13 protein-coding genes are annotated in these 13,736 nt (G+C 65.9%); 7 read left to right on the top strand and 6 right to left on the bottom strand.

From position 1 onward, the window contains the following. From ACZK3J_RS17290 to gcvH, 3 genes are all read left to right on the top strand, one after another. Positions 1 to 435: an NfeD family protein gene (locus ACZK3J_RS17290; protein WP_125895565.1), complete on the top strand. Its 435-nt coding sequence runs from the start codon at positions 1 to 3 to the stop codon at positions 433 to 435. A gap of 488 nt (positions 436 to 923) precedes the next feature. Continuing rightward, complete coding sequence (gene gcvT, locus ACZK3J_RS17285) at positions 924 to 2,036, top strand: glycine cleavage system aminomethyltransferase GcvT (RefSeq protein WP_478476103.1); 1,113 nt, start codon at positions 924 to 926, stop codon at positions 2,034 to 2,036. A 93-nt stretch (positions 2,037 to 2,129) separates the two neighbouring features. Then, positions 2,130 to 2,525, top strand: a complete 396-nt coding sequence (gene gcvH / locus ACZK3J_RS17280) for a glycine cleavage system protein GcvH (RefSeq protein WP_005410701.1) — start codon at positions 2,130 to 2,132, stop codon at positions 2,523 to 2,525. A 292-nt stretch (positions 2,526 to 2,817) separates the two neighbouring features. On the opposite strand, the gene ACZK3J_RS17275 is transcribed toward gcvH, so the two are convergent. Further along, a complete protein-coding gene (locus ACZK3J_RS17275) occupies positions 2,818 to 3,117 on the bottom strand; it encodes a hypothetical protein (protein ID WP_125895567.1) in 300 nt (99 codons plus the stop codon). A 183-nt stretch (positions 3,118 to 3,300) separates the two neighbouring features. On the opposite strand from ACZK3J_RS17275, the gene ACZK3J_RS17270 reads away from it, so the two are divergent. Beyond that, positions 3,301 to 3,819, top strand: coding sequence for a hypothetical protein (locus ACZK3J_RS17270; RefSeq protein ID WP_032130057.1), 519 nt, complete (start codon positions 3,301 to 3,303; stop codon positions 3,817 to 3,819). 119 nt (positions 3,820 to 3,938) lie between these two features. Here the strand turns inward: ACZK3J_RS17270 and ACZK3J_RS17265 are convergent, their stop codons facing one another. Then, a complete protein-coding gene (locus tag ACZK3J_RS17265) occupies positions 3,939 to 4,832 on the bottom strand; it encodes a LysR family transcriptional regulator (protein ID WP_049463542.1) in 894 nt (297 codons plus the stop codon). 114 nt (positions 4,833 to 4,946) lie between these two features. On the opposite strand from ACZK3J_RS17265, the gene ACZK3J_RS17260 reads away from it, so the two are divergent. Further along, entirely contained in the window at positions 4,947 to 5,705 is a 759-nt protein-coding gene (locus ACZK3J_RS17260; protein WP_049400632.1) for an SDR family NAD(P)-dependent oxidoreductase, read from the top strand. A gap of 107 nt (positions 5,706 to 5,812) precedes the next feature. Here ACZK3J_RS17260 and ACZK3J_RS17255 read toward each other — a convergent pair whose 3' ends face one another. Next, positions 5,813 to 7,210: a serine hydrolase domain-containing protein gene (locus tag ACZK3J_RS17255; RefSeq protein WP_478476102.1), complete on the bottom strand. Its 1,398-nt coding sequence runs from the start codon at positions 7,208 to 7,210 to the stop codon at positions 5,813 to 5,815. A gap of 285 nt (positions 7,211 to 7,495) precedes the next feature. Between ACZK3J_RS17255 and ACZK3J_RS17250 the strand changes: the two genes are divergently transcribed. Together ACZK3J_RS17250 and ACZK3J_RS17245 are read left to right on the top strand one after the other, a co-directional pair. Further along, entirely contained in the window at positions 7,496 to 8,824 is a 1,329-nt protein-coding gene (locus ACZK3J_RS17250; RefSeq protein WP_149909235.1) for an NTP/NDP exchange transporter, read from the top strand. A gap of 42 nt (positions 8,825 to 8,866) precedes the next feature. Then, a complete protein-coding gene (locus tag ACZK3J_RS17245) occupies positions 8,867 to 9,217 on the top strand; it encodes a DUF1304 domain-containing protein (RefSeq protein ID WP_149909234.1) in 351 nt (116 codons plus the stop codon). A gap of 513 nt (positions 9,218 to 9,730) precedes the next feature. On the opposite strand, the gene ACZK3J_RS17240 is transcribed toward ACZK3J_RS17245, so the two are convergent. The 3 genes from ACZK3J_RS17240 to ACZK3J_RS17230 all read right to left on the bottom strand — a co-directional run bounded on the left by ACZK3J_RS17240 (position 9,731) and on the right by ACZK3J_RS17230 (position 13,665). Beyond that, entirely contained in the window at positions 9,731 to 10,198 is a 468-nt protein-coding gene (locus ACZK3J_RS17240; protein WP_478476101.1) for a hotdog fold domain-containing protein, read from the bottom strand. A gap of 75 nt (positions 10,199 to 10,273) precedes the next feature. Beyond that, on the bottom strand, positions 10,274 to 12,751 hold the full coding sequence (locus ACZK3J_RS17235) for an acyl-CoA dehydrogenase (protein ID WP_049463537.1): 2,478 nt from the start codon (positions 12,749 to 12,751) through the stop codon (positions 10,274 to 10,276). Further along, entirely contained in the window at positions 12,748 to 13,665 is a 918-nt protein-coding gene (locus tag ACZK3J_RS17230) for an alpha/beta fold hydrolase (protein ID WP_049463536.1), read from the bottom strand. Before ACZK3J_RS17230 ends, ACZK3J_RS17235 begins: the two co-directional genes overlap by 4 nt. Between the last annotated feature and the right edge of the window lie 71 nt (positions 13,666 to 13,736).

Raw genomic sequence — 13,736 nt, 5'->3', positions numbered from 1 at the left:
ATGCGCTGGGAAGTCGTCGGTTGGGGCGCGCTGGCGCTGCTGCTGTTCGCTGCCGAAGCGCTGGCGCCGGGTGCGTTCATGCTGTGGATCGGCATTGGCGCGGCGGCAGTGTTCGTACTGGTTGCGGTGTTCAGCGACATTCCACTGTTGTGGCAGGTGATCGCTTTCGTCCTGCTGAGTGTGGTCTCGATCCAGTGCTACCGGCGCTGGGGGAGGCCGCGGGCACGGCCCAGCGATGCGCCGTTGCTCAACCGCCGTGCCGAGCAGCTGGTCGGCCGGGAGGTGGTACTGCAGCAGGCCATCGTCGGTGGCCAGGGACGGGTCAGCATTGACGATGCGTCCTGGCAGGTGAGCGGTCCGGAGCTGCCTGCGGGTACGTGGGTGCGGGTGGTGGCGGTGCAGGGCAGCACGCTGCTGGTCGAAGCGGTGGCCTAGGGGTTCCCAGCCAACGGCGGAGCCCCTCGTGGGTGGTCGCGGAAGGTGGTTCATGTGTCTGGGTCGGGCGGGTTGGGTTCGCGGGACACGCCGTAGACCCCGCTCCGCGGTCCGGCCCAGCCGCTGGCGGCTGCGCGTTCGGTCGCTTGCGAAGCAGTGCTTCGCAAGCAAAGCGCCCTCACCCATGGGGGCTCGATGGCGCCATCCATGGCGCCAACGGTCCCGCGAACCCAACCCGCCCGGCCCCCGACAGTTTCCGTGCGCGTCCCGCCCACGGAAAAAGAAAAAGAGCAAAGAGCAAAAGCACTCGCTCCGACCCGCCCAGGCCGAGTCAATCCAGAGCCGATGAACTCAGGCTTTGCGCTCCAGCTGTAGAAAGCGGCGCCGGCCGCAGGCCGGCCAAACACCCCGCTGCGCTGCGGCGCGACCTGCGGGCGACCGATCTGGGATAATGGGGATTCTTGTTTCCTCTGCTGCCGGACCCGGTCATGACCCAGAAGACGCTGCTCAACGATACCCACCGCGCCCTTGGCGCCAAGATGGTCGATTTCGGGGGTTGGGACATGCCCATCCACTACGGCTCGCAGCTCGACGAGCACCACCTCGTTCGTCGCGAGTCGGGTGTGTTCGACGTCAGCCACATGACCGTGGTCGACCTGCGCGGTGACCAGGTCAAGCCGTTCCTGCGCCGCCTGCTGGCCAACTCGGTCGACAAGCTGAAGGTGACCGGCAAGGCGCTGTACTCGTGCATGCTGAATCCGCGCGGCGGCGTCATCGACGACCTGATCGTCTACTACCTGGGCGACGATTTCTTCCGCATGGTGGTCAATGCCTCCACCCGCGAGAAGGACCTGGCTTGGCTGCGCGAGCAGGCTGCACCGTTCGGCGTCACCGTCGAGCAGCGCCCGGACCTGGCCATCCTCGCCGTGCAGGGCCCGCAGGCGCGCGACATCGTCATCGGCCTGGCCCGCGAAAGCGATCGCGCAGCGCTGGCCAAGCTGGGCCGTTTCGCCGCCCTGCAGGTGCAGTCCGATGACGGCGTCGAACTGTTTGTCGCCCGTACCGGTTACACCGGCGAAGACGGCTTCGAAATCCTGCTGCCGCAGGACGCCGTGGTCGCGTTCTGGAACCGCCTGCTGGCGGCGGGCGTGAAGCCGGCGGGCCTCGGCGCACGCGACACGCTGCGCCTGGAAGCCGGCATGAACCTGTACGGCCAGGACATGGACGAAGAGATCAGCCCGTACGAAGCGGCGCTGGCCTGGACCGTGTCGCTGGACGAAGGTCGCGACTTCATCGGCCGCGAGGTGCTGGAAGCGCAGAAGGCTGCCGGCACCGCCCGCCAGATGATCGGTCTGGTGATGGACGAGAAGGGCGTGCTGCGCCATGGTCAGGCGGTGACCACCGCCGGCGGCCAGGGCGAGATCCTGTCCGGCACCTTCTCGCCGACCCTGGCCAAGGGCATCGCCTTCGCCCGTGTACCGGCCGGTGAACTCGGCGAGGTCACCGTCGACATCCGTGGCCGGCAGGTGCCGGTGCGCGTGGTCAAGTTCCCGTTCGTGCGCGAAGGCCAGGCCCAGCCCGGCGTGCTCGCCGACGGCTGATCCGAAACTGCCGATCGTCACTGACAGCAGTGGCGGCCGGTTGGTTACACTAGCCCCGTTTTTTCCACCCCTGCATATCTCTGGAGCAGTCCCATGAGCGAGATCCCCGGCGACCTCAAGTTCCTCAAGTCCCATGAGTGGGCCCGTGTCGAAGGCAATGGCCGTGTCACCGTCGGTATTTCCGACCACGCCCAGGGCCTGCTGGGTGACCTGGTCTACGTCGAACTGCCGGAAGTCGGCGCCGACGCAAAGGCTGGCGAGCAGATCGCCGTTGTCGAGTCGGTGAAGGCCGCCTCGGACGTCTACAGCCCGATCAGCGGCAAGGTCGTCGAGGTCAACTCGGCGCTGTCCGACAAGCCGGAAACCATCAATGAAGATGCCTACGGCGAAGGCTGGATGTTCGTGGTCGAACTGACCAACGCTGAAGAGGTCAACGAACTGCTGGATCCGGACGCGTATGCCGAAGCCCTGGAAAACGACGACCACTGAGTCGTCACTTCCGGGTTCTGGAACGGCCACCTTCGGGTGGCCGTTTTTGTTTTGGCGAGTGCGTCGGACTCATGACGGCGGGTTCGCTCTGCACCCTCGGCGTGGCATCAGCCGACAGACGAACGGTGCCGATCAGCGTGCGCAGTTTTGCGCAAATCCGCGTTTCCGCCCCGCGCCGAAGCGATCGAATGTGAAAACTTTTCGCCCCCCGTTGCGGCCCCGTTGTGCTGGCGTCGGCGACGGTGCGGGTGACCATCGGCGATGCACGTGCGCTGTTGTCCGGAACATGTGCCTATCTGCGCAGAGTGCTTATTTCAAGTGTTTTTTGTTCAGAGAGCGCATCGACTTCGTCGTATGCGGCGCGCGTGCGCGCCGCTTCAATGGTCGTTGCAGGGCGCGCACGGCGGTGGCGAGGGCGGCGTCCGGGATGGCGCGGATGTGAAAATTTTTCGCGGGGGTTGTTGACAGTAAAAAAAACCGTGATTAGGTTTCGCCTCAGCAGACCTTGCCTGCCCAACCGAGTGCGCAGAATCAATCGTCCGATGCGAAGCAGCCCCTTCAAGACCACCGCGACCCTGATGACGGTGGACATGGCCCCGCTTCCCCCGGAGAAATGCAAGGCAACTCCCGTTCCGATGTCCGCTCCGCCGATCGAGGCGGGCATTGCCGCATCCGTAACGGCGCGCCTGACGCGCCGGCGGTCCCCGCACGCAGCATCCGCGGGTTTGATCCACCTGGGCGTTTCAACTCCCTATCACTGACGAGGAGCCATCCCATGGCAACCAAGAAAGCTGCGAAGAAGAAGCCCGCCGCCAAGAAAGCGGTGAAGAAGGTCGCGAAGAAGGCCGCTGCCAAGAAGGCAGTGAAGAAGGTCGCGAAGAAGGCGACCGCCAAGAAGGCAGTGAAGAAGGCTGCGAAGAAGGTCGCCAAGAAGACCACTGCGAAGAAGGCAGTGAAGAAGGCGGCGAAGAAGGTAGCCAAGAAGTCCACTGCCAAGAAGGCCGTCAAGAAGACCGCGAAGAAGGCCGTCAAGAAGGTAGCCAAGAAGGCCACCAAGAAGACTGCGAAGAAGGCAACGGCCCGCAAGCCGGCCAAGAAGGTCGCGAAGAAGGCCACTGCCAAGAAGGCCGTCAAGAAGACCGCCAAGAAGGCAGTAAAGAAGACCGCGAAGAAGGCGACCAAGAAGGCTGCCCCGAAGAAGGCAGCGAAGAAGGTTGCCAAGCGCAAGCCGGCCGCTCGCAAGAAGAAGGCTGCTCCGGTCGCTCTGCCGGCAACCCCGGCGCCGCTGATCTAAGTACTTCCCGATAGCCGCATCCTGAAACCCCCTTCCCTGACTGCCCAGCGGGGAGGGGGTTTTTTTATGGGCCGTTTGCAGGGTCGAGCCGTGCTCGACTGCTTTTCTGACAGTCGACGCTAGCGGTGCGGCGCCGGTGGAAAGCGCTCTACCAGGAAGTCCAGGAAGCTGCGCAGGCGGGTCGAGTGGTAGCGATCGTGGGCGTAGACCACGTGCATCGGCCGACCGGTCTGGCCGAACTCAGGGAACAGCTGCACCAGGCGTCCGGTGTCGATGTCGGCAGCCAGCAGCAGTGCCGACTGCAGCACGATGCCCAGCCCGTGCAGCGCTGCCGTGCGCAGCGCTTCGCCGTTGTTGATCTGCAGCCGGCCGCCGGGCACACGCTCGAGTTCGCCAGCGTCGGCCTGCAGCCACTGTGCGAGTGCGCTCGGTTCGAAGGACAGGCACTGATGCAGGGCGAGGTCGCGCAGGCTGCGAGGCGTGCCATGCCTGGCCAGGTACGCCGGCGATGCGCACATCATCAAGCGATACGGTGCCAGCGCACGCGCCACCAGCATGCTGCTGTCGGCCAGCGTGCCGATGCGCAGCGCCGCTTCGAAACCCTCCTCGGCGAGGTCGACCACGCGGTCGCTCAGCGTGACTTCGACCCGGACATCCGGATGGCGCGCCATGTATTCGGCCAGTGCCGGTACCAGTGCGTGAGTGCCGAAGATCACCGGCGCACTGATGCGCAACGTGCCCGCCGGTGCCAGCTGCTGGTGCTGCGCCTGTGCGTCCGTTTCTTCCACCAGCCGCAGGATCTCCCGGCAGCGGGTGTAGTAGTCCTCGCCGAAGGGCGTCATGTGCTGGCGCCGGGTAGTACGGCTCAACAGCTGCATTCCCAGCCGTGCTTCCAGCGCACGCAGGTGCTTGCCGGCCATCGTCGCCGAGATATCCATCGCCGCCGCCGCAGCGCTGAGGCTGCCCTTGTCCACGATCAGCACGTAGACCTGCATGCTCTCCAGCAGATTCATCTGACACCCCGGGTGTTGAATGCTGAAACCTGCGCGGAGTTTATCAATCAGGGGTGATCAAACAGCATGTACTGGACGGGCCGGATGTACCGGCTGGCGGATTGGGAGAACATCATGGATCTGGGGCTTGAAGGGCGTACCGCGCTGGTCACCGGGGCGGGCAGTGGCATCGGTGCCGGTGTGGCCAGGCTGCTGGCGGCCCAGGGAGTACGCATTGCGATCAGCGCACGGCGTGCCGAGCCGCTGCATGCACTGGCGGCGGAGATCGAATCTGCAGGCGCGCCGGCACCGATCGTCCTGCTGGGCGACCTCACCGATGCGGAGCAGGTACGCCACATTGCGGATGCAGCCTCGGCGGCACTGACGCGTGTCGACATCCTCGTCAATGCGGCTGGAGGAGGCCGGCCGACCACGGTGGATGCGGGGGATGATGTCTGGGAGGAAGCCATGGCCTTGAACTTCTCTTCGGCACGACGCCTGACCCAGGCACTGCTGCCGGCGATGCAGGCGCAGGGCTGGGGGCGGGTGATCAACCTCAGCGGTTCAATGGAACCGCGCGCGGTGAATGCTGCCACGGCGGCGAAGGCGGCGTTGCATCTGTGGAGCAAAGGGCTGTCGTCGGCGCTGGCCTCACAGGGCATCACGGTCAATGCAATCGCGCCGGGACGCATCAACAGTGCTCAGATCCGGGACCGGCTGCATCCCACCGAGGAAAGCCGGCGTGAGTTCATCGAACGCAACATTCCGATCGGGCGTTTTGGTGATCCGGAGGAGGTGGCGCCGCTGGTGGCCTTTCTGGCCTCGCCCTTGGCCGGCTACATCACCGGCGCGGTGATTCCGGTGGATGGCGGCATGCACTACTTCGCGCATTAGCCTTCCGTTTGTAGAGTCGAGCACTGCTCGATTGCTTTGCTCTACAACTGCCACTAAAAAGGGCGACCCGCAGGCCGCCCTTCGCACACACGGTGAAGCCCGCCAACTCAGCGCGGCGAGGCCACCGCACGGTTGCTCGAAGCACCCTTGCCCTTGCGCTTGTCCTGCTGCGCCGGGCTCGCGCCTTCGGCCATCAGGTTGTCACTGCCGAAGTCGGTGTCCACGTCCAGCCAGCGCTGCGTCGGCAGGCCGAGCGCGGAATCGAGCACCGTCGGCAGCAGGCCGCTGGGCAGGCCGCTTTCGCCGTTCCACATGATGGCGATGCCGAGATCGCGTTCCGGCACCAGCGCGACCAGGCCGCGATAGCCCTGCACGGCACCGGCATGGAACACCACATCGTGGCCGGCGTAGTCGAAGGTGCGCCAGCCCAGTGCGTAGCCGGCCGAATGCAGGCGCTCGCGGCGCCAGCCCGAACGCATTTCGCCCGGGGTGTTGATCAGGCTCGAATGCAGGGTGGCCAGCAGCGGTGCCGGCAGCACGTCCGGGCGATGGCCGGTGTGGGCCAGCAGCCACTGCGCCATGTCGCTGGCGCTGGCGTTGACGCCGGCGGCCGGGGCGAGGCGGTAGTAGGTCGGCTTCGGTGTCAGCGATACCCAGCCATTGCGGCTGCGCACGTGCGGACGCGCCCAGCGCGAGCTGGCCTGGATGCCGGCCAGGCCGAGGCTGGCATCGTTCATGCCCAGCGGCTTGAAGATGCGGCGCTCGACCGACTGCTCGTAGAAGCTCCCCGAGGCGGCATAGACCACGTCGCCGATCAGGCTGAAGGCCACGTTCTGGTAGGCGTAGCAGTCGCCCGGCAGGCACTTCAGGCTGGTATTGGCCAGCTTCTGGGTCAGTGCGTAGTACTCGGCGTTGCCTTCGATGTCGCGGTCGTAGGCGTTGTACGGCAGGCCGACGCGGTGGCTGAGCACGTCGGCCACGGTCAGGCGATCGGTCGCTTCCGGAGAGTTCAGGCGGAAGCCCGGCACATAGTCGGTGACCTTGCTGTCCCAGCGCAGCGTGCCATCGTTCACCAGCAGTCCGGCCATGGTGCCGGCGAAGGCCTTGGACAGCGATGCCAGGCGGAACACGGTGTGGGCGTCGACCGGCAGCGGGTTGTTGACATCGGTAACGCCATAACCACGCGCGCTGAGTACGCGGCCACCCTGCACGATGGCCACGGCCATGCCGGGCACACGCTCGCCATAGGTGAGTTGCTGCGCCATCGATTCGATGTTGGCCACGTTGAAGCCGGCCGCCGGCAGCTGCACCTGCGGCACCAGGCCGGTGCGGTAAGCGGCGGGCTGGGTGTGGGCGACGGCGGTGGCGGCGGATTCGATGTTGGCCGGCATCGGCGGCAATGGCGGCGGGGTCTGCGCGGTGGTGGACAAGGCAACGGGCATCAACATGCCCAGCAAACCGGTGGCCGCCGAACGGATCGGACGACGCAGGCTGTTCTTTTTCATCGTGGAGACCCGTGCGCGACTGCTGATGGCGATTCTAGCGCCGCTTTTCCCTTGTGCACAAACAAAGCGAAGATGAATGCGCATCTCGTTGAAAAAGTTGGGATTTTGACGCCCCGAAAGCATGTGTCGGAACGTGTCGTCCGGGCGGGGCCGTGACACTGCGTTGCGGCCTTCTGCGAGGCTGCTGCTGGCGATGTTGCAGTGCATTGGCTAACGTACGCGCTTCACCGCCCCGGAGCCTGCCATGCCGCTGTCCAACCGCCGTCTTCTGGCGAGGGACACCGCGTGAGCGCGGTGAAGGGCAAGGGGCCGTTGCGTGGGCTGACGGCGGCACTGCGTGAGTCGCCGGCGCTGTGGTGGTCGTTCCTGTACTTCTTCTGCCTGCTCAGCGGCTACTACGTGCTGCGCCCGGTGCGGGAGGCGATGGCCGCCTCGGCCGACCTGGAAACGGTGTTCCCGCCGATGCTGATCGCCTGGTTCGCCAGTCATGGCATCGCGCTGAAGGATTTCGTCCTGCAGTTCCTGTTCTCCTGCGTGTTCGTGATCATGCTGGTGCTGCAGCCGGTGTACGGCTGGCTGGTCAGCCGCTTCCCACGGCGGGTGTTCCTGCCGGCGGTGTATGGGTTCTTCATCGTCACCCTGCTGGGTTTCTACGTACTGTTCGACAGCGGTGTGCCGGGCCGCGGCATGGCGTTCTTTTTCTGGATCACCGTCTTCAACCTGTTCGCGGTGGCGGTGTTCTGGAGCTTCATGGCCGATGTGTTTTCCAACGCGCAGGCACGAGCCTTCTACGGTTACATCGGCGCGGCCGGCACCATCGGTGCCTTTCTCGGGCCGATCATCACCGGTGCCCTGGTGCAGCGTGTGGGCATCGCCAACCTGATGCTGGTCTCGGCCGGATTCCTCGCCATCTGCCTGTTGAGCATCTGGCGACTACGGCACTGGGCGGTGCTGCGCGAGCAGGAGCAGCAGTTGGTATCGGGCGAAACGCCGATGGGCGGCAGCGTGCTGGATGGCCTGAAACTGATCGTGCGCGAGCCGTTGCTGCGCTGGCTGGCGATCATGGTGGTGTTCGGCGTGGGCGTGGGGACGCTGCTCTACAACCAGCAGGCTGCGATCGTGCGTGCGGCGTTCACTGACCCGGCGGCCAGTACCGCGTTCTTCTCGCGCATCGACCTGGCGGTGAACGCGCTGGCGCTGCTGATGCAGGTGGGCCTGACCCGCTGGCTGCTGTCGCGCCACGGCATCGCGCCGGCGCTGCTGATTCCCGGTTTCGCGATCCTGATCGGCTTCTCGGTTCTGGCAGCCTCGCCGATGCCGTTGATGGTCGCGGTGGTGCAGGTGATGACCCGCGCCAGCGAATTTGCACTGGCCAAGCCGGCGCGCGAGACCATCTACACGCGCGTGGACCGGCAGTGGCGCTACAAGGCCGGCGCAGCGATCGACACCGTGGTCTACCGCGGTGCGGACCTGAGCTTTGCCTGGGTGCACAAGGGCCTCTCATTGTTCGGCTCGCACGTGGTGTTCATCGGCGGCATGCTGGTAGCCGCGTGCATGACCGCAGCCGCGTTCGGTGTACTGCGCGAAGAAAAGAAACTGCCGCGCGACCGCTGATTTTCCGGGGCCCGACCCCCATCCCTGTCCAAGGAACTGCCCATGTACTGGATCGCACTCACCCTGACGTTGCTCGTCACCCTGCTGCACGTTTATTTCCTGGTGCTGGAGATGTTCCTGTGGACCCGCCCGCTGGGCCTGAAGACCTTCCGCAACACGCCGGAGAAGGCGGAGACCACGCGGGTGCTGGCGGCCAACCAGGGCCTGTACAACGGCTTTCTGGCAGCAGGCATCGTGGTGGGGCTGGTGATCGGGCAGCCGGTGCTGGTGACGTTCTCGCTGGCCTGTGTGGTGGCGGCGGGGTGCTATGGCGCGTACAGCGTGAGCCGGCGCATTTTCATGATCCAGGCGGTGCCGGCGATCCTGGCGTTGGTGTTTCGCGCGCTGGCGTAGTTTCCAGCCAACGGCGCAGCCCCTCGTGGGTTGGTCGCGGAATGCGGGTCGTGGATCTGGCCGGGCGGATGGGCTGGGCAGGGGACGCCGTAAACCCGTCCTTGGGGGCTTGGCCGCGGCATCCATGCCGCGGACACCCCTGCCCAGCCCATCCGCCCGACCCCGGACAGGTTCCGTGTGCGGCCAGCCCACGGAGAAGAAAAAGAAGATCAAGAGCAACAGCGGGTCGCGGCGCTCGTGGGTTCTGCGCGCACGAAAAAAGCGGCCGAAGGGCCGCTTTTGCTTTTGCTTTTGCTCTTTTTTTTCTCTTCCGTGGGTGGACGCCACAGAGATCTGTCAGAGGCTGGGGGCGGTGGGTTCGCGGGGGTGTCCGCGGCATGGATGCCGCGGCCAAGCCCTCAGGGACGGGTTCACGGCGTCCCCCTCGAATCCACCGCCCCCGGCCCCCACCGGAAACCAGCGCTTTCCGCGACCAACTGCCCACCCACGAGGGGCTGCGCCGCCGCGGGAACACTACTTCGCCGGCGACATCCACATGTCGATGACCGCGCTGAACACCTCCGTCCCCGCGCGGTCGCGCACACTCACCGTCACCGGCAGTGCATAGCCCTCGGCAGCGGCCACGATCGGCTGCGCCGGCAGCGCTACCGCCTGCAGCGTGCCGCGCGCCTTGGCCAGGTACTGCACCTGCATCCCCTTCGGAATCCAGCGCATGCCCTTCGGCAGCGACGCGTCGACCATCAGCCCGGCGGTCAGTTCGGCCAGGTTGCACATCGCGATCGCGTGCACCGTACCGATGTGGTTGCGCACTCTGCGGCGATCGGCCAGCGTGCCTTCGCAGCGGCCGTGTTCAAGCCGGGTAATGCGCGGGGCGATGCTGGCGAAGTAGGTTGCCTTGAAGCACACCGCGCGCGAGAACAGCCAGTTGCCGGCAGGCCAGCGCTGCAGGCGGTGGTAAAGCGAGAGCAGGGGCGTGGACATGGTTGACGTTCCGGTCGGCGGATAAAGCGACGGCGGGCCGAGGCCCGCCGTCGTGGCAACGCGTGTCGCGGGCGATCAGGCCGCCTGCGAATGCGGGTCCTTGTGCTGGCGGTCGTAGTAGCTGGCCGCGCGCAGTTCGTGGGTGTCGAAGTCGTCCACGGTGATGGTGTCCAGGGTCAGCGTACGCAGTTCTTCCAGCAGGCTGCGCTCGTCGTGGGTGATCACGCCTTCGGCCACGGCCTCGTCCAGCTGGCTCTTGAAGTCCAGCGCTTCGATGCCCTTGCTCTTCAGCGCCTTCAGGAACTTGCGCTCCACCGGCTCGGCCATGATCGCCTTGCTCAGGTAGCTGTTGATACGGCCGCCCGGGTTGTTCTCGCACGGGGTCAGGAACACGCCGCTGGCCAGACGGTCGCGGGCTTCGTTCGGTGCCATCAGCAGAGCGGCAACACGGCGGCTCAGGCGGTCGCCGGGGGCCTCGGCACGACGGCCCAGCGGGAAGATCAACGCCCACATCAGCCAACCGATCGGACGGATCGGGAAGTTGCGCAGCGCGGCCGACAGCGATTCTTCGATCTTGTGCACGCTGTCATGGAAGGCCCAGGCCAGCAGCGGCTGGTCGGCCTGCGGTGCGCCTTCGTCGTGGTAGCGCTTGAGCATGGCGCTGGTCATGTAGACGTGGCTCAGCACATCGCCCAGGCGGCCGGACAGCGATTCCTTGAACTTCAGCTTGCCGCCGAGGGTCATCATCGAGATGTCGGCCATCAGCGCCAGGTTGGCCGAGTAACGGTCCAGCTTGCGGAAGTAGCGGCGGGTGTAGGCGTCACCCGGGGCAGCACCGAAGCGTGCACCGGTCAGGCCGAACCAGAACGAACGCACGGCATTGGAGAGGCCATAGCGGATGTGGCCGAACAGGCTGCGATCGAACTCCTGCAGGCCGGCACGGGTATCCGGATCCTGCGCAGCCTTCATTTCCTTCAGCACCCACGGGTGGCAGAGGATCGCACCCTGGCCGAAGATCAGCAGGCTGCGGGTCATGATGTTGGCGCCTTCCACGGTGATCGCGATCGGCGCGGCCTGCCAGCTGCGGCCGGCGAAGTTGCGCGGCCCCAGGATGATGCCCTTGCCGCCGATCACGTCCATCATGTCCGAGATCACTTCGCGGCTCATGTTGGTGCAGTGGTACTTGGCGATCGCCGACGGCACCGACGGCACGTCACCACGGTCAACCGCCGCGGCGGTGGCCTGCGACAGCGCACTGATCTTGTAGGCCTTGCCGCCGATGCGGGCCAGCGCTTCTTCCACGCCTTCGAAGCGGCCGACCGACAGGCCGAACTGCTTGCGGATGCGCGCATAGGCGCCGGTCACCGCGGCACCGGCCTTGGCACCACCACTGGCGGTGGACGGCAGGGTGATCGAGCGGCCCACGGCCAGGCACTCGTTGAGCATGTTCCAGCCCTTGCCGGCCATGGCAGCGCCACCGATCAGCTGGGTCAGCGGAATGAACACGTCCTTGCCGCGGATCGGACCGTTCTGGAACGTCGAGTTCAGCGGGAAGTGGCGACGGCCGATTTCAACGCCGGCGGTGTCGCGCGGCAGCAGGCCCAGGGTGATGCCGATGTCGCGGGTATCGCCGATCAGGCCATCCGGATCGTACATGCGGAAGGCCAGGCCGATCAGCGAAGCGACCGGGGCCAGGGTGATGTAGCGCTTGTCGAAGGTCAGCTTGACGCCGAGCACCTGCTCGCCGTTCCACTCGCCCTTGCAGACGATGCCGTAGTCCGGAATCGAGGTGGCGTCGGAGCCGGCGAACGGACCGGTCAGGCCGAAGCACGGCACTTCGCGGCCATCGGCCAAGCGCGGCAGATACTGGTCCTTCTGTTCCTGGGTGCCGTAATGCACCAGCAGTTCACCCGGGCCCAGCGAGTTGGGCACGCCGACGGTGGAGCTGACCACCGACGACACCGACGCCAGCTTCTGGATCACCTTGTGGTGGGCCAGCGCGGAGAAGCCCAGGCCGCCGTATTCCTTCGGGATGATCATGCCGAAGAACTTGTTCTTCTTGATGAAGGCCCACAGTTCCGGCGGCAGGTCGGCGTGGACGTGGGTGATTTCCCAGTCGTTGACCATGGTGCACAGCTCTTCCACCGGGCCATCGAGGAAGGCCTGTTCTTCGGCGGTCAGCTGCGGCTTGGGATAGTTGAGCAGGATGTTCCAGTCCGGATCACCGGTGAACAGTTCACCCTCGAAACCGACCGAGCCGGTTTCCAGCGCGATGCGCTCGGTCTGCGACAGTGGCGGCAACACCTTGCGGAACACCTTCATCATCGGGCCGGTCAGCAGCGGCTTGCGGATGAACGGCAGCAGCAGCGGCACGGCGATGACGGCCAATACAGCGGCTGCGACGATCGTGGCGGTCTGGTTGACGTAGGGAATGAACCAGCAGGCGGCCAGCAGGGCCACGCTGATCAGCGTCCAGGTAACCAGCCGCATGCGGTGGTAGGCGACGAACGCGCCTGCCAGCAGCAGGGCGAGGAAGGGAAGAACGATGCTCATGAGCGTGCTCCGGTGACGTGCTCGTTTGTGGCGGACGAAGCTGCAGCATCCGCTGCGGGCAACACGTCCAGATAGTCCAACACAGTAGCGGTAAAGGCGTCGTTGTCATCGCCGGCGACCATGTGCGTGGCCTGCGGCAGCTGTACATGACGCGCGTGCGGCGCCAACGCCAGGAATTCGGCCACGGTCTGTGGCGTGACCAGGTCGCTTCGGCCGCCGCTGACCAGCAGCAGCGGGCACTTCACCTGGCGTGCGGCCTCGGCCAGCGCATCCTGGTGCTGCTCGCTGTCGCGGGCCAGTTCGGCCACCAGGCGCGGGTCCCAGTGCCAACGCCAGCGGCCGTGGCCGTCCTCGCGCAGCAGTGCGCGCAGCGACTGCTCGGATTTGCGCGGACGGTGCGGCATGTAGGCCGAGATCACATCGGCGGCCTGGGTGAGCGAGGCAAAACCGTCGGGATGGGCGGTCATGAAGGCCAGGATGCGTTCAACACCGGCGGTATCCCAACGCGGGGTGATGTCCACCAGCACCATCGCCGAGAACAGGCCCGGCCAGCGCGATTCGGCCAGCAGGCCGAACAGGCCGCCCATCGAGGCTGCGACCAGCACCGGCGGGCGTGGCTGTTCCCCGGCCAGCACGATCAGGTCATCAGCGAACTGCTCGCCGTGATAGGGCAGTTCGGCAGAATTCCAGTCCGAATCGCCGTGGCCACGGGCGTCGTAGGCCAGCGTCTGCAGCCCCGCCGCAGACAGGGCCCGCGCGGTGGCGTTCCATGCGTGCCGGGTCTGGCCGAAGCCGTGCGCGAACAGCACCCGGCCACGACGACCGTGGTCGCTGGCAGTGGCGGCGAGGCGGGCACCATGGGCCGCCTCCAGGTGCAGGTCATGGAACGCAGCGGGAGTAGGGGACGTAACCATACTTGCTAGTATGGATCGCTTGTGAGGGAAGTCAATACTGCATCGTATGGTGCGGTGCGGCAGCCCTGCAG

This window comes from Stenotrophomonas sp. 86428_Sma (genome assembly GCF_056481585.1).
Note: the sequence above shows the minus strand (reverse complement) of the source record. Positions and strands in the feature narration are given on the sequence as shown.